The sequence below is a fragment of the Streptomyces milbemycinicus genome (genome assembly GCF_002154605.1).
GTDB classification, from domain to species: domain Bacteria; phylum Actinomycetota; class Actinomycetes; order Streptomycetales; family Streptomycetaceae; genus Streptomyces; species Streptomyces milbemycinicus.
Genome location: NZ_MUNE01000036.1, coordinates 14,052 through 30,009 on the forward strand (window position 1 = coordinate 14,052; position 15,958 = coordinate 30,009).

The 15,958-nt window shown below is 69.7% G+C and carries 9 protein-coding genes and 1 pseudogene; 7 read left to right on the forward strand and 3 right to left on the reverse strand.

Features of this window, described 5'->3' with window-relative positions; genetic code table 11:
* Window positions 1–120 precede the first annotated feature (120 nt).
* Complete coding sequence (gene yicI, locus CCN51_RS03025; RefSeq protein ID WP_014182545.1) at window positions 121–2,403, reverse strand: alpha-xylosidase; 2,283 nt, start codon at window positions 2,401–2,403, stop codon at window positions 121–123.
* Window positions 2,404–2,666: 263 nt separating this feature from the next.
* Window positions 2,667–5,507: a glycoside hydrolase family 3 C-terminal domain-containing protein gene (locus CCN51_RS03030; protein ID WP_014182544.1), complete on the reverse strand. Its 2,841-nt coding sequence runs from the start codon at window positions 5,505–5,507 to the stop codon at window positions 2,667–2,669.
* Between the two features lie 371 nt (window positions 5,508–5,878).
* Here CCN51_RS03030 and CCN51_RS03040 point away from each other — a divergent pair, with 371 nt between their 5' ends.
* The 7 genes and pseudogenes from CCN51_RS03040 (at window position 5,879) to CCN51_RS03070 (ending at window position 14,999) form a co-directional block, all read left to right on the forward strand.
* Entirely contained in the window at window positions 5,879–7,549 is a 1,671-nt protein-coding gene (locus CCN51_RS03040) for a type 2 periplasmic-binding domain-containing protein (protein WP_014182543.1), read from the forward strand.
* Complete coding sequence (locus CCN51_RS03045; RefSeq protein ID WP_014182542.1) at window positions 7,549–8,610, forward strand: ABC transporter permease; 1,062 nt, start codon at window positions 7,549–7,551, stop codon at window positions 8,608–8,610. Before CCN51_RS03040 ends, CCN51_RS03045 begins: the two co-directional genes overlap by 1 nt.
* A complete protein-coding gene (locus CCN51_RS03050) occupies window positions 8,607–9,533 on the forward strand; it encodes a carbohydrate ABC transporter permease (protein WP_014182541.1) in 927 nt (308 codons plus the stop codon). Before CCN51_RS03045 ends, CCN51_RS03050 begins: the two co-directional genes overlap by 4 nt.
* 134 nt (window positions 9,534–9,667) lie before the next feature.
* Window positions 9,668–10,033 (forward strand): annotated as a pseudogene (locus CCN51_RS03055) (1,4-beta-glucanase); the annotation flags it as partial.
* 38 nt (window positions 10,034–10,071) lie between these two features.
* Window positions 10,072–12,039, forward strand: coding sequence for a beta-galactosidase (locus CCN51_RS03060; RefSeq protein ID WP_014182539.1), 1,968 nt, complete (start codon window positions 10,072–10,074; stop codon window positions 12,037–12,039).
* The gene (locus CCN51_RS03065) at window positions 12,036–14,240 is read left to right on the forward strand and encodes a glycosyl hydrolase family 95 catalytic domain-containing protein (protein ID WP_014182538.1); all 2,205 of its coding nucleotides are present in this window, start codon (window positions 12,036–12,038) and stop codon (window positions 14,238–14,240) included. The genes CCN51_RS03060 and CCN51_RS03065 overlap by 4 nt, the downstream gene beginning before the upstream one ends.
* Window positions 14,241–14,279: 39 nt before the next feature.
* Complete coding sequence (locus CCN51_RS03070; protein ID WP_043488402.1) at window positions 14,280–14,999, forward strand: glycoside hydrolase family 12 protein; 720 nt, start codon at window positions 14,280–14,282, stop codon at window positions 14,997–14,999.
* Between the two features lie 81 nt (window positions 15,000–15,080).
* Here CCN51_RS03070 and CCN51_RS03075 read toward each other — a convergent pair whose 3' ends face one another.
* Window positions 15,081–15,851 (reverse strand): AraC family transcriptional regulator, encoded by a 771-nt coding sequence (locus CCN51_RS03075; protein ID WP_014182536.1) that lies wholly within the window; start codon window positions 15,849–15,851, stop codon window positions 15,081–15,083.
* Between the last annotated feature and the right edge of the window lie 107 nt (window positions 15,852–15,958).

The following is a 15,958-nucleotide window of genomic DNA, read 5'->3' on the forward strand; positions in this document are numbered from 1 at the left end:
CCCCACACCCATACGGAACTCGCCCCGCGGGTAGCACATCGGCGCGACCCGGGACACCTCGGCAAGCCTCGGGGCCATCAGACAGTCCGAGCCGCGGGGACCCCGCCCTGGCTGTCGGGTTCAGGCCGGGTACGGCAGGTCGGCCTCCGCGGTGCCGGCGGGCCGGGTGTGCACGGTTGCGTTCGGGCCGCCGATCCGCAGCTGCCACGGGTGCGGGCTGTCGGTGGTCACATGCAGGTGGCCGGCCCGGCGGCGCAGGTGGAAGCGGGCCGTCTCACCGGGGCCGTCGGTGCTGGGAATCACCACGGTGCGCTCGGCGCCGTCGGCGAAGGCGTGCACCCGCAGTTCGACGCCGTCCGCCCAGGCGGAGACCGGGTGCTGGTCGTCGGCGGCCAGCGCGATGACCGAGTCCGGGCGGGCCAGCAGCGGCAGGGTGTGGAAGCCGTGCTGCTCACGGGCCCAGCGCGGACCGGTGACCTGGGCACCCGTCAGCACATTGGTCCAGGTGCCTTCCGGCACGTAGTACTCGACTGTGCCGTCGTCGGTGAAGACCGGGGCGACAAGCAGGTCGTCGCCGAGCATGTACTGCCGGTCGAGGGTGGCGGCGGCCGGGTCGTCGGGGAACTCCAGCACCATGGCGCGCATCACCGGGACACCGGTGGTGTGCGCCTGCTGCGCGGCGCGCTGGAGGTACGGGGCGAGGCGGTGCTTGAGCAGGGTGAACTCGCGGGTGACGTCGACGGCCTCCTCGCCGTAGTCCCACGGCACGCGGTACGACTTGCTGCCGTGCAGGCGGCTGTGCGAGGAGAGCAGCCCGAACTGCACCCAGCGCTTGAACACGGCCGGGGTCGGGGTGCCCTCGAAGCCGCCGATGTCATGGCTCCAGAAACCGAAGCCGGACAGGCCGAGGGAGAGTCCGCCGCGCAGCGACTCGGCCATGGCGTTGAAGTGGGACTCGCAGTCGCCGCCCCAGTGGACCGGGTACTGCTGGCCGCCCGCCGTGGCGGAGCGGGCGAACAGCAGCGCCTCGCCCTCGCCTCGCTCGGCGCGCAGCAGTTCGAAGACGGCCTGGTTGTAGAGGTGGGTGTAGTAGTTGTGCATCCGCTCGGGGTCGGAGCCGTCGTGCCAGACGACATCGGTGGGGATGCGCTCGCCGAAGTCGGTCTTGAAGCAGTCCACGCCTTGGTCGAGCAGCGTCTTCAGTTTGCCGGTGTACCAGTCGCGCGCAGCCGGGTTGGTGAAGTCCACCAGGGCCATGCCGGGCTGCCACAGGTCCCACTGCCACACGCTGCCGTCCGGGCGCCGCACCAGGTAGCCCTCGCGCATGCCCTCCTCGAACATCGCCGACTTCTGCGCGATGTACGGGTTGATCCAGGCGGAGATCCGCAGCCCCTGCTGCTTGAGCCTGCTCAGCATGCCGGCCGGGTCGGGGAAGGTCTCTGCGTCCCATGCGAAGTCGCACCACTGGTAGGCGCGCATCCAGAAGCAGTCGAAGTGGAAGACGCTCAGCGGGATGCCGCGCTCGGCCATGCCGTCGATGAAGCGGCCGACCGTGGCCTCGTCGTAGTCGGTGGTGAAGGACGTGGTCAGCCACAGGCCCAGTGCCCAGGCAGGCGGCAGGGCCGGGCGGCCGGTGAGCGCGGTGTAGCGTTCCAGGACCTGCTTCGGGGTCGGGCCGTGGACGACGAAGTACTCCAGCGACTGGTCCTCGACGCTGAACTGGACCTGGCCGACCGACTCGGAGCCGACCTCGTAGCTGACCTTGCCGGGATGGTTCACGAAGACGCCGTATCCACGGTTCGTCAGATGGAACGGGATGTTCTTGTAGGCCTGTTCGCTGCTGGTTCCGCCGTCGGCCTGCCAGATGTCCACGGCCTGCCCGTTCTTGGCGAACGGGGTGAAACGCTCCCCCAGGCCGTAGACCAGCTCTCCGACGTCCAATGAGAGCTGGCCGAGCATGTAGTGGCGGCCCTCGGCGTCGGTGACGAAACCGGTGCCGCGCTCGCCGGCGGAGGTCAGCACGCGTCCGTCGGCGGTGAACTCCAGCAGCCACGGCTGTTCCGTATCCACCCGCAGCGTCAGTTCGCCGGAGGACAGCTCCAGCACCGCTCCGTCCCGGCGTACCTTGCCGGCGTCCGCACCGGCGCCGGGCAACGCGAACTCCGGTCCCCGGCGCACCGATCCGGCATGGTGGGTGGTCCGCACGCCGATGATTCCCTCGGCCGGGGACCAGCACTCCACCGTCAGCAGCGGGCTGTTGAGGGTCTGCCCGCGTCGGCTCACGTGTTTCACGGGTGCGTACAGCGTCATCCGGTGGTCATCGGCGCGGATGTCGGCGACCTCGGTGGCATAGCGGGCGGTGCAGCCCGGACGCATCAGCCAGTAGCCGTCTGTGAACTTCATCGGGCAGGTTCCTCCGTCCGCGCGCGGTGCGCGGTGATCAGCCCCCGGTACCAGTGGTAGCGGTCCTTGGGGGCGCGGTTCAGGGTGTCGTAGTCGATCGTCGCGATGGTGTGCGCTGGAGAGCCGGTGGTCCCTGCGCCCGAACGGTCTGGGCGACGAAGTCCAGGTCGAACGCAGGTCTGGAGAAGCCGAGTCCGGCACCGAGCCTTCCGGTGCCGGACTCCTGTGCAGCGACTCCTGTGCACATGGGGTCGATGCGGACCTCAGACGGAGAAGGTGACGCGCGCGAGCCGCACTGGGCCACGCAGTCCGAGGCGGACGTCGTGCACACCGGCCGCCACGACGACGGGGACGCTCACCGTGGAGTAGTCGTAGGGCCCGGCCGTACCCGGGGACAGCGTGAGCACTGCCAGTACCGGACCGTCACCCAGCGAGAGTTCGACCGTGCCCTCACCCGCGGCCTCCACCGCGATTCCGGCAGCCCCCTCTCCGAAATCACAGTCACGGAACACCAGCTCGCCCGCCACGCCGGCCACAGGGGCGACGGAGTCACCGGACGTCTTCGCGCGGTCCACGATCTCCGTGTCGCTCTGGTCGTCAAAGTCCACCGCGTCCAGGCCGCCCACCATGACCGGCCGGGGGACGGACGGCTCGCCGTCGAGGTCGACGGTCTGGACCAGGCGGATGTCCTCGCTGGACGCTCCGACGAGGATCTCGTGGAGGCCCGGTGCCACCCGCTGACGTCCCTGCGCCACGTCCCAGAACGCGAACTCCGACACCGGCACCCGGAAGGCAATCTCCGTGACCTCGCCGGGCGCGAGCGTCACACGCTGGTGCGCGGCCAGTTCCCTGCGGGGCCGCGGCACCGACGGCTCCATGGCCCGGGTGTAGAGCTGGGCGACCTCGTCCGCGGTGACGTCACCGGTGTTGCCGACCGTGAAGGACACGTGCAGTGTCCCGTCCTCGACGCGAGTCGTGAGGCCTTCGTAGGAGAAGGACGCGTACGACAGGCCGTGGCCGAACGGGAAGAGAGGCGTGCCCTCGAAGTAGAGGTACGTCTGGCGGCCGCCGATCACGTCGTAGTCGAGGAGGTCGGGCAGGTCGGAGTCGTCGGCGTACCAGGTCTGCGGGAGGCGGCCGGCGGGGGAGACGTCGCCGGCCAGGATCCGGGCCAGGGCGCTGCCGGCCGCCTGGCCGCCGTGGGCCGTCCACAGCAGCGCCGGCAACTCCGCGTGGTCGACCGCGTACGGGTACGCCGACACCAGCGCCAGCACCGTGTTCGGGTTGGCCGTGCGGGCCGCGCGCAGAAGGCGCTCCTGGTGGCCGGGGAGGGCCAGGGTCGTACGGTCCTCGGTCTCGCGTCCGTTGATGTGCGGATCGTTACCCGCCACCACCAGGACCACGTCCGCCTGCGAGGCGACTTGGCTCACCGCGTCCTCGCCGCTTTCGACGACGACGACCTCGAAGATCTCCCCGTTCCCGTCGGCGACCTTGAGGCCGTCGGCGGCGACGGAGACGGGGCGACCCGTAGCGATGTGCCGAAGAAGGTGCCCGTTGTCGTGCGGTTCCAGGCGGAACGTCTCCTGGACGACCCAGCCTCCGGGCTGGTCCGCGGAGGCTCGGACATGACCGTCCTCGGCGACGGAGAGATAGCGACCGTCGGGGGCGCGCAGGGTCAGCACGCCCTCGCCCCAGTCGATGAGGGAGAGTTCGGTGCCGGTCGCGTCGGTGGTGAGCGGGGGCAGGTCCGTCCGGCCCGCGAGCAGGGCCGGGTCGAGGGCGCCTTCGGCGCCGCGAACCGCGTCCTCGGCGTCCGCCTCGGGCACGTGCAGGAAGGTTCCGGCCGAGGTCTTCAGCAGAATCCGGTCCACGCCCTCCGCGAACTGCACGCGCTCCGAGCCGAACCGCTCGCGCAGGCCCGCCAACGGCGTGCTGCGGTGCAGGAGCGTGCCGCTGTACCAGTCGAGCTTGCACTCGTCGGCGAGCAGGCCGACCACGGCGAGCCGGGTGTCCGGGGCGAGCGGCAGCAGGCCGCCGTCGTTCTTGAGCAGCACGACCGCCTGCTCGGCGGCCTCCTGGGCGAGGGTGCGGTGGGCCGGGGTGTCGAAGTCCGCGGTGAGCGCGTGCGGGTCGTGCTCCGGGTCGAACTCGCCGAGGCGGAAGCGGACCGAGAGCTGGCGGCGGACCGCCGCGTCGATGTCCGACTCGGTGAGCAGGCCCTGCTCCAGGGCGCCGCGGACCCGTCCGGTGATCTGCGAACTGTCGGTGCCGTGGTCGGTGAAGCTGTCGACGCCGGCCCGCAGAGCGGCGGCCGTCGCCTCCTCGTGGGTGTCGAAGTAGTGCTCGGAGTCGACCAGATTGGAGGGCGCGCCCGCGTCCGAGCAGACCAGCAGGTCCTCGTCGGTCCAGGTGCGCAGATGCTCGCGCAGATATGGCGAGACATGGTTCGGGCGGCCGTTGACCAGGTTGTACGCCGGCATCACACCGGCCACGGCGCCCGCCTCGACCGTTTCGCGGAAGGCGCGCAGGTCGTATTCGTGCAGGACGCGCGGGCGGACTGAGGAGGACGTGACGTCGCGGCCCGTCTCGTTGTTGTGGGCCAGCCAGTGCTTGAGGACGGGCGCGGTGCGCCAGTACGTCGGGTGCTCGCCGCGCAGGCCGTGCGTGTAGGCGGTGGCGATGGCCGAGGTGAGCTTCGCGTCCTCCGAGTAGCCCTCCTCGTTCCGGCCCCACAGAGGGTGGCGCAGCAGGTTCACGGTCGGGGACCAGACGTTCAACCCGACGCGGTCGTCGCGGGCGCGCATCGCCCGGACCTCCTTGGACACCGCCTCGCCGACCCGTCGTACGAGATCCGTGTTCCAGGTCGCGCCCAGGCCCACCGCCTGCGGGAAGACGGTGGCCGGACCCATCCAGGCCACGCCGTGCAGGGCCTCCTGGCCGGTGCGGAACGCGGCGACGCCGAGCCGCTCCACGGCGGGCGCGAACTGGTGCAGGAATCCGATCTTTTCGTCGAGGGTGAGCCGCGACAGAAGGTCGTCGATGCGCTTCGCGAACGGCAGTTGCCGATCACGGAAAGGCGGAGTTGGCGGCGTGTGTGCGGTCACTTGGGGATCCCTTTGCGGTGGAGCGGTGAGGCGCTTTCGAAGCGCTTCGATGCTCAGCCGACCCGGGGGTGGGTGTCAAGACACCTCGGCGCAATATCTCCGACTCCTGACCGTTATTCAGGTGAGATCTGAGTGCGGTCGGGTCCTCCACACCTCGGAGGAATCTTGGAATCGAGTCTTGTGCGCCCTCATGCCTTCACTTAACCTCGCAGCAACATCGAAGCGCTTCGACTGCGAGGCCGCCCACCTGTGGGGTGGGTGTGCCTCGGTAAGTGGTCGGAGGACTGCTTCAGCTCAGCCAGTTCCACCGAGGACACTACAACCGACGGCCACCGCCGGGTGTCCAGGTGCGCCATGAAGGGTTGACGCCAATGACGCCGAATGCCGCCTCCACCTCCTCAGGACCCAGCCGGAGAAGCTTCCTCGCCTCCACAGCGGTCGCCACCGCAGCGGTGGCCGGTGGGATGCCGCTGCTCACCGCCTGCGGTGGTTCGGACAACGGTTCGCGAGAGGGTGCCACGTCGGGCAAGGCCGCAGACAAGCTGATCCCGACGTACGTCGCCAGCACGGTCGCCAAGCCGGACCTGCCGTCGAAGAACGGTTCGTCGGCCGGCTACACCAGCAAGGTCGACCTCGCGGCCCTTGCCACCTCGGTCCCGGACAAGCTCGGTACCGGCGCTCCCATCAAGATCATGTCCCCGTTCTGGGGCACCCCTCCGAAGCCCGGGTGTGCGTACTACAAGGGAGTCGACGCGGCGGCGGGCACCAAGGTCACCTGGCAGAACCAGGACGGCACCACCTACGGCGAGAAGCTCGGCGCCGTCCTCGCTTCCAGCTCCATACCCGACATGGTGGTCGTGCCCAGCTGGGAGATGGTCGGCAACAAGATCCCGAACGCGGTGACCGCGAAGTTCATGGACCTCGGCCCCTACCTTGCGGGCGACAAGGTCAAGAAGTACCCGAACCTGGCCGCCATCCCCTCCGACTCCTGGCGCATGTCCATCTTCGGCGGCGCGTTGCGCGGCATTCCGATGCCCTCCGCCCCCGCAGCGTCCATCATGCCCTACTACCGCAAGGACATCTTCGACAAGAAGGGCTACACCGTACCCAAGTCGGCCGACGAGTTCCTCAGCTGGGCCAAGGACGCCACCAGCGCCAAGGCCAAGGTGTACGCCTGCGGCGACATAGCCTGGCTCTCGGGGAGCATCTTCGGCGCCGCCCCCGGCTGGAACATCGATGACGACGGCAAGCTGAGGTACGGCATCGAGCGGCCCGAATACCTTGAGGCCCTGGAGTGGACCCGCAAGCTCTTCGATGCCGGCGTGGTCCATCCCGACGACAAGGCGCGCACCGGCGACCAGGGCCAGCGGTTCACCGCCGGAGAGATCCTGGTCTACGCCAGCGACGCCTCCGCCTGGTACGTCAAGACCGCCGAACAGGCCAAGGCCAACCCGGACTTCCAGATCGAGGCCATGGACTACTTCGGCGCCGACGGTGGCAACCCGACGCTGTACGCCTCCCCGCCCGCCACCATCTGGTCGATGATCCGCAAGGGCGCCTCCAAGGAGACCGTGGAGAACGCGTTGGCCGCCGCCAACTTCGCGGCAGCGCCCTACGGCACCAAGGAGCGGATGCTCGTCGACTACGGCGTCGAGGGCACCCACTACACGGTCAAGGACGGCGTCCCGGTCAAGAACGACCGGGGCAACTCCGAGGTGATCAACGCCTGGGTGATGCTGGCGGCCCCGGCTCCCTACTTCGCCCACCCCGACTTCCCCGAGGTCGCCCGCAAGCAGGCCGAGTGGCAGCAGCGGATGGGGGCCTTCATGAAGAAGACGTCCACGTACGGCATGAACATCGTCGAGCCGACCCGCTACGCCAGCCTCACCAGCCAGTTCGAGCAACTGCAGATCGACTACGTGCGGGGCCACAAGAAGCTGTCCGATGTGCAGCAGGCCATCTCCACCTGGAGGTCCTCCGGTGGCGACAAGCTGCGCGACTGGTACAAGAAGCTCCTCGACAAGAACGGCAGCGGCAACTGATGTCCATCACGGCCGGTAGCAGGCCCGACGGGACCCGTCCCTCCGCGGCCGTCGAGGAGCCGACGGCCGCGGTCGCCACCGCGGCGGCGAAGGACCGGGCGCCACGCCGGACGAGCAAGGCCGGCAAGGCGGGCAAGGTCCCCTGGCGGATCCGGCTGCGCCGCGACCGCGCGCTCATCCTGATGACCTTGCCCGTCATCGTCCTGCTCCTCCTCTTCAACTACGTCCCCCTGCTGGGCAACGTCGTCGCCTTCCAGGAATACGACCCGTACGTCTCCAGCAACGGCATCACGGCGATCTTCCACAGCCCCTGGGTGGGCGTGGAGCAGTTCTCGCGGATGCTCGACGACCCGCTGTTCTGGAGCGCCACGAAGAACACCATCGTCCTGTTCGTGCTCCAACTGGTGCTGTTCTTCCCGGTCCCCATCGTCCTCGCGCTGGTCATCAACAGCGTGGTCCGGCCCCGGGTGCGGGCCGTGGCGCAGGCGATCATGTATCTGCCGCACTTCTTCTCGTGGGTCCTCGTGATCACCGTGTTCCAGCAGATCCTCGGTGGCGCGGGCATCATCGCGCAGACCCTGGAGAAGCACGGGTGGAGCGGCTTCGACCTGATGACCAACGCGGACCTCTTCAAGTATCTGGTCATCGGGCAGGCCGTGTGGAAGGACGCCGGCTGGGGGATCATCGTCTTCCTCGCGGCCCTGTCCGCCGTCAGCACCGATCTGTACGAGGCCGCCGCCATGGACGGCGCGGGGCGCTGGCGACGCATGTGGCATGTCACGCTGCCCGCACTGCGCCCGGTGATCGCGCTGCTGCTGGTCCTGCGGGTGGGTGACGCGCTGAGCGTGGGATTCGAGCAGTTTCTGCTCCAGCGGTACGCGGTCGGCGCGGGGGCCAGCGAGGTCCTCGACACGTATGTGTGGAACATGGGTATCCAGAACGGCGACTTCAGCTATGCGGCCGCGGTCGGCCTCGCCAAGGGAGTCATCGGAGTGTGTCTCGTCCTGGGCGCGAACAAGGTCGCGCACCTGCTCGGCGAGCAGGGGGTGTACAAGAAGTGAGTGTCAACACGCAGCTCATCCGCAGCCTGAAGGCTCCCGCCCGCCCCGCGTGGGAGGAGCCGCCGAGCAAGGTCGGACTCACCGCCAAGGGCGGCTTCCTCCTGCTCTGCTGCCTGGGGGTGCTCGGTCCGCTGTGGATCGTGATCGTCACCAGTCTCTCTCCCAAACCCGTGATCGACCGGGTCGGCGGCCTCGTCGTGATCCCCCAGGGCATCACCTTCATCAACTACACCGAACTGCTCAGCGGCGGCCAGGTCAGCCGCGCGATCATGGTCTCGGTCGGTGTCACGCTCTTCGGCACGCTGTTCTCGATGACGGTGTCGGTGTTCGCGGCCTACGGCCTGTCCCGGCCGGGCAGTCTGGGGCACCGGTTCTTCCTGATGACCATGATGGCGACCATGTTCTTCGGAGCCGGGCTCATTCCGACGTACCTTCTGGTGCAGTCGCTGGGTCTCACCGACAGCTATCTGTCGCTGGTCCTGCCGAGCGCGGTCAGTGTCTTCAACATCCTCGTCCTGCGGGCCTTCTTCATGGGGATCTCCCCCGAGCTCACCGAGTCCGCCCGCATCGACGGGGCCAGTGACCTGCGCATCCTGCTGACCATCATCTTGCCGCTGTCGCGCGCGGTGCTGGCCGTCATCTCCCTGTTCTACGCGGTCGGCTACTGGAGCGCCTGGTTCAACGCCTCCATCTACCTCACCGACCAACAGATGATGCCGCTCCAGAACGTGCTCATCCAGCTGGTCCAGAAGAACACCCAGGCCCCGACCGGCCTCCAGCAGGCGGTCCACACCGGACAACTCTCCTCTCTGGGGCTGCAGATGGCCGTCATGGTCCTCGCGCTGATCCCCGTCGCGGTCGCCTCCCCCTTCGTCCAGCGGCACTTCAAGAAGGGCATGCTCACCGGGGCCATCAAGGGCTGAGCCCCCCGGGCTCAAAGTCCCGCCGTAGGTCCGGCCGTCGTGTGCCGCCCGCGGCTCTGCCGTGGCTGGTCGCGCAGGTCCCGGAGCCCCTGGCCCTTGCTCAACCTCCCCTTTCGTCACGACCGAGGTATGTCATGAGCACGTTTTGTCTCAGCAGACGTTCCGTTCCTGCCGGTTCCGCTGCCGCCGCCGCGGTCGGCTCCCTGCCTACGGCTTCGGGGCAGGCGCAGGCGGCTGCATCGGCGGCCGTCGCGAAGAGCGGCTACCGGTGGCGCAACGCCGTCATGGGCGGCACCGGGTTCGTCACCGGGGTGTTGTTCCACCCGTCCGTGCGCGGGCTCGCCTACGCCCGGACCGACATCGGGGGCGCCTACCGCTGGGACGACCGGGCCGACCGCTGGACCCCGCTGACCGACCACCTCGGCTGGGACGACTGGAACCTCCTCGGCGTCGAGGCCATGGCCGTCGACCCGGTCCACCCGAACCGGGAGTACCTCGCCACCAACGAGCGCGGCGGGCAGTACGGGGAGCCCGCCTGATGCCCGACCTGAGTGACGTGACACGAGGCCGCCTGCTCTTCGGCGGCGACTACAACCCCGAGCAGTGGCCCGAGGAGACCTGGCACGAGGACGTCCGGCTGATGAAGGCGGCCGGGGTCAACTCGGTCACCCTCGGCGTCTTCTCCTGGTCGACGCTGGAACCGGAGCCCGGGGCCCGGGAGTTCGGCTGGCTGGACACGCTGATGGACCTGATGCACGACAACGGCATCGGCGTCGTCCTCGCCACTCCCACCTCCTCACCCCCGCCCTGGATGGGCCGGCTGCACCCGGACACCCTGCCCGTCACCGAGGACGGCCGCACCGAGTGGTGGGGCGGCCGACAGCACTTCTCGCACTCCAGCGCCACCTACCGGCGCTACGCCGCCGCCATCACCGAGGACCTCGCCGCCCGCTACGGCGACCACCCCGCCCTCACCATGTGGCACATCAACAACGAGTACTGCACCTTCGACTACGGCGACCAGGCCGCGGCCGCCTTCCGCCGCTGGCTGCGCGAGAAGTACGGCTCGCTCGACGCCCTCAACGAGGCCTGGGGCACCGCCTTCTGGAGCCAGGGCTACGACACCTGGGACGGTATCCTGCCGCCCCGCCTGCCGCACTACATGCGCAACCCCGGCCAGGTGCTGGACTTCAGGCGCTTCACCTCCGACATGCTCCTGGAGTGCTACGTCGCCGAGCGGGACATCGTCCGCCGCCACACCCCGCACCTGCCGGTCACCAGCAACTTCATGCCGCTGTGGTTCGGCCAGGACGCCTGGCGCTGGGCGGAGGAGGAGGACGTCGTCTCCGTCGACATCTACCCCGACCCGCGCGACCCGCTGGGCGCCCAGAACGGCGCCCTCGTCCAGGACATGACCCGCTCCCAGGCACGCGGGCCGTGGATGCTCATGGAACAGGCGGCCGGGCCCGTCAACTGGCGGGGTGTGAACCACCCCAAGCCACGCGGCCTCAACCGGCTCTGGTCCCTCCAGGCCGTGGCCCGGGGCGCCGACGCCGTCTGCTACTTCCAGTGGCGGCAGTCCCGGCAGGGCGCGGAGAAGTTCCACTCCGGCATGGTCAGCCACGCCGGGGAGGACGGCCGGACCTACCAGGAGGTCAAGCAGCTCGGCGCGGACCTCGCGCGGATCGCCCCGGACGTCTCGGGCCTGCACGGCACCGCCGACGTCGCCGTCCTGCACGACTGGAACTCCTGGTGGGCCGGCGCCCAGGACGGCCGCCTGTCCACCCAGGCGGACTACCCGGACGTCCTGCGCGCCTGGCACCGAGCCCTCTGGCAGGCGCACCTCACCACCGACTTCGCCCACCCCGAGCACGACCTGACGCCGTACCCGGTGGTCGTCGCGGCGCAGCTGTACGCGCTCACCGACGCGGCGATCGACAACCTCCTCGCCTACGTCCGCGGCGGCGGCACCCTCGTGTGCGGTTTCCAGACCGGCGTCGCCGACGAGGACGACCGGGTCCGCCGCGGCGGCATGGACGCCCGGCTGCGCGAGCTGTTCGGCATCCGGACCCTGCACGAGTGGTGGCCGCTGGGCGCCGGGGAGACCGTCAGCTGCGAGGGCTTCCGGGCGTCCCTGTGGTCCGAGGAGCTGGAGGCCGACGGCACCGCCGAGGAGAGCGTGCCGTACAAAGGCGGTGAACTCGACGGACTGCCCGCCGTCCTGCGCAAGGGCCGGGCCTGGTACGTCTCCACGCTCCCGGAGCCGGAGGCGCTGCGCGACCTGCTGGCCCGGATCGCCTCCGGCGCAGGCGTCCGGCCGGTCCTCGACGGCCTCCCCGAGCAGGTCGAGTGCGTACGCCGGGGCGAGGTGCTGTTCGTGCTCAACCACGGCCGCGAGCCGGTGACCGTCGAGGTGCCCGGCACCCACCACGACCTGCTGACGGGGGAGGCCGCCACCGACCGGGTGACCCTCGGCCGCTATGGCGTGGCGGTGCTCCGGCCATGACTGCGATCAACGGACCCGTCCACGGCACCTGGGAGCCGCACCCGGCCGCCCGCTGGGAGGACGGCTTCCTGAGCGGCAACGGCCATCACGGCGCCCTTGTGTTCGGGGAACCGGACGCCGAGCGGGTCGTCGTCACGCATCACACCCTGGTACGGCCGGGCGGCGACGGCGAGCACCGCCGTCCTCCCCGGCTCGCCGCCGAACTGCCCGCACTGCAGGACCGCCTCCTGGCCGGCGACCGCACCGCCGCGGAGGGCTTCACCGACGGCCGTCCGATGCAGTGGGTACGGCCCTTCCACCCCGCCTTCCAGGTCCGTCTGGCCCGCCCCGTCGCCGGCTGCCACGACTACCGCCGCGACGTCGACTTCACGACGGGCGTCGTACGGGCGACCTGCGCCGGCTGGAGAAGCCGGGTCTTCGTCTCCCGCGCCGACGACGTGATCGTCCAGCACATCACGGCGCCCGGCCTCGCCCTCGACATCTCCCTGGACCACCGCCTCCCCGGCGCCCCCGCCCACCTGGCTGTCGGCCACGGAGCCGTCGTCATCCCCGAGGGCGCTCTGCTGAGCCTGCGCGCCCGCTACCCCGACAGTGACCGCGCCTTCACCGGCGTCACCCTGGTCGTCGTCACCGGCGGCACGACGACCCTCGCCCCGCCTCACGCGCACGTCGAGGGCGCCCGGTCCGTACTGCTCCTCACCCGGGTTCGGCGGCACACCGGCGAACTCGACGTGACCGTGGAAGGCCGGGCCCTGCGCGACCTGCCGACGGTGTACGACGAGCTCCTCGAACGCCACGTCGCCCTCCACCGCACCGCCTACCAGCGAGTCACCCTCGATCTCGCCGCCGGTGCGGCCGCACGGGCCCTGCCAGGTTCGGAGTTGCTGAAGAGACCGCGGGACGCCGCCCTGCTGGAGCGCCTCTTCGCGGCCGGCCGCTACCACCTGCTGTCTGCCGGCGGCCTCTTCCCGCCCCGCCTGACCGGCCTGTGGACCGGCGACTGGAACACCGCCTGGTCGGGCGCGTTCACCAACGACGCCAACCTCAACCTCCAGACCGCCTCCGCCGCGGCCGCCGCCCTCCCCGAGGTCACCGAGGCCCATGCCGCGCTGATTCACCGCCAGCTCCCCGACTGGCGCGACAACGCCCGCGCGGTCTTCGGCGCCCGGGGCGTAGTCGCCCCCGCCCACACCGACGGCGAGTCGGGCCACTCGTACCACTTCAACCGCGAGTACCCCCTGCACCTGTGGACCGCGGGCGCCGACTGGCTGCTCAAGCCGCTCGTCGACCACGACGAGACCCACGGAACCCGCGACCCGCGCACCGCGTCCGCCCTCGCCGAAGTCGCCTTGTTCTACGAGGACTTCCTCACCCGCACCGATGACGACGGCCACCTCGTCGTCGTTCCCTCCTACTCACCCGAGAATCGCCCCGCCAACGCGAGCTGGGGCACGATCAACGCCGCCATGGACCTCTCAGCGGCCCGCCACGCCCTGCTCACCGCGGCCGACTACCACCCGGACACCCCGGAGGCCGACCGCTGGCAAGCTCTCGCCGAGCGGCTCCCGCCGCATCGGATCAACGAGGACGGCGCCCTCGCCGAATGGGCCTGGCCCGGCCTCCTGGACTCCTACGACCACCGTCACCTCAGCCACCTCTACGGCGTCTGGCCGCTCGACGAGATCACCCCCTACGACACCCCCGACCTCGCGGCCGCCGCCCACCGCGCCCTCGAGCTGCGCGGCGCCGAGAACGACTCCGCGCACGGCCACCTCCACCACGCGCTCATCGCCGTCCGGCTCCGGGACGGCGAACGCGTCGCCCACGCCCTCGGCCAGGTCCTGGACGGCGACTTCTTCCACGCCTCCCTGATGAGCGCCCACTACCCGAACCGCCACGTCTACAACGCGGACGCCGCGCACACCCTGCCCGCCGTACTGATCGAGATGTTGCTCCAGTCGACCCCCCACCGACTGGCCCTCCTGCCCGCGCTGCCGCCCGCTCTCCCGGCGGGCCGACTCACGGGGGTGCGCACGCGATTCGGCGCCGAGGCCGAACTGACCTGGGGGCCCGACGGGGCGACGGCGGTCCTGAGGCCGACTCGCACCGTCCGAATCGAAGTCAGAACTCCTTCCGGCGACGCGGAGCTGATCGATCTCGTCGCCGGAGAGGACCACGCCCTCAGCATGGGGGCGTGGTAGCACCCCCCCACAAATCCCCCCACCCGTGGAAGGGACACCATGGTTAAAAGCAGAACACGCAAGATCACCATGGCGGTGCTTGCGCCGACGATGGCTCTCGGCGCCACCGTCGGCCTCGCCTCCGCCCCCGCTTCGGCTGCGGCAGTCTGGAACTCCTGCGACCAGTGGGGCAGCACCAGCCTCGACGGCTACAAGCTCTTCAACAACATCTGGGGCTCCGGCGCGGGCAGCCAGTGCACCTGGGCCAACTCCGGGACCGGCTGGGGCGTGTGGGCCGACCACCCCAACACCGGCGGCATCAAGTCCTACCCCAACTCAACCAAGACGATCAACAAGACGATCGACTCCCTCGGCTGGCTCACCAGCGACTACAACGTCAGCGTCCCGTCGTCCGGCGCGTACAACACGTCGTACGACATCTGGGACACCGACCACCAGTACGAGATCATGCTCTGGGTCAACCACAACGGATCCGTCGGCCCGATCGGCACCTGGCAGGCCAACGTCACCCTCGGCGGCCACAACTGGAACGTCTACAAGGGCACCAACGGGTCGAACCAGGTGTTCTCGTTCCTGCGAACGTCCAACTCCAACTCCGGCACCGTGGACGTCAAGCCGATCCTCAACTGGATCGCGTACACCAAGGGCTGGATGCCTGGCAACGAGACCATCGGCGACGTCCAGTTCGGCTATGAGATCACCTCGTCGTCCGGCGGACTCAACTTCAACACCAACAACCTGACCATCAACGGTGGCTGATTGAACATCCGGGCCGAGGTCGGTCCGCGTCCTTTCCAGGCGCGGCTCGACCTCGGTCCGCAGCGCGCCGTCGGTGGTGGCTCATTCGACGGAGGTTGCGAGTACCTCGTCGCCGGCTCTCTCGTGTCCGGCCGCACGTATGTGACGAGGGCTCGCTCCGAGCTCGCGGCGGCAGGCCTTGTTGAAGGCCTGGAGGTCGGCAATGCCCACGGCCCCGGCGATGGCGGTGATGGACAGGGTGGACGACAACAGGAGGTGGCGGGCGCGTTGCAGGCGTCGGCGCCGGATGTACGACACGACCGTGAGGCCGGTCTCGGCACGGAACACGCGCGTCAGGTGCGTGTGGGAGATTCCGACGGTGCGAGCCACGTCCGGTACGGACAGCGGGCCGGCCAGGTGCTCCTCGATGTAGGCCTGTGCGGCGGCGACGAAGGGGTGGTGGCGCCCGGCTCCATCGCTCCTCGGCAACTCGGCGATGCGCCACAGGGCGGCCCAGACCCCGGCGGAGGCCCGGGAGGGAGAAGCCGGTATGGCCGTCACGGCGTGTCGGAGCAGATCGGCCAGGCGCGTGCTCTCGGCCGCGGCGTCCTGCATCACCGGTACCACCCGCGCGGTTCCGCCATCGTGAAGCCGTAGATGAACGTAGAAATGCTCCGATCTGCCCCGGTAGTGAAAATGCACCTCCGTGTTCGGCGGTACCAGGCTGACATGACCGGGCCGGATGGCGTGGACCGACTGCCCGAGGGAGAGCTCGCCCGCGTAGTTGTACAGGTGCAGCTGCCACAGGTCGGGCAGCCGGAAGACGTCGTGCGCGGTGGAGACGCCGTGTACCCCGATGCCGGCATCGACCACGGTGGGCGGCTCCTCGAGCCGTAGTGTTACGAGCTTCACGAGGACGGAAATTTACCAGCAGTGGAGGATTTCAGGCCACCACTCAGCCGGACGGAGCACGTACGTTC

Coding starts and splice junctions, on each gene's coding strand:
- yicI (WP_014182545.1), bottom strand. CDS start 2,403: ATGAAGTTCACAGACGGCTACTGGCTGATGCGTCCGGGCTGCACCGCC.
- CCN51_RS03040 (WP_014182543.1), top strand. CDS start 5,879: ATGACGCCGAATGCCGCCTCCACCTCCTCAGGACCCAGCCGGAGAAGC.
- CCN51_RS03045 (WP_014182542.1), top strand. CDS start 7,549: ATGTCCATCACGGCCGGTAGCAGGCCCGACGGGACCCGTCCCTCCGCG.
- CCN51_RS03060 (WP_014182539.1), top strand. CDS start 10,072: ATGCCCGACCTGAGTGACGTGACACGAGGCCGCCTGCTCTTCGGCGGC.
- CCN51_RS03065 (WP_014182538.1), top strand. CDS start 12,036: ATGACTGCGATCAACGGACCCGTCCACGGCACCTGGGAGCCGCACCCG.
- CCN51_RS03070 (WP_043488402.1), top strand. CDS start 14,280: ATGGTTAAAAGCAGAACACGCAAGATCACCATGGCGGTGCTTGCGCCG.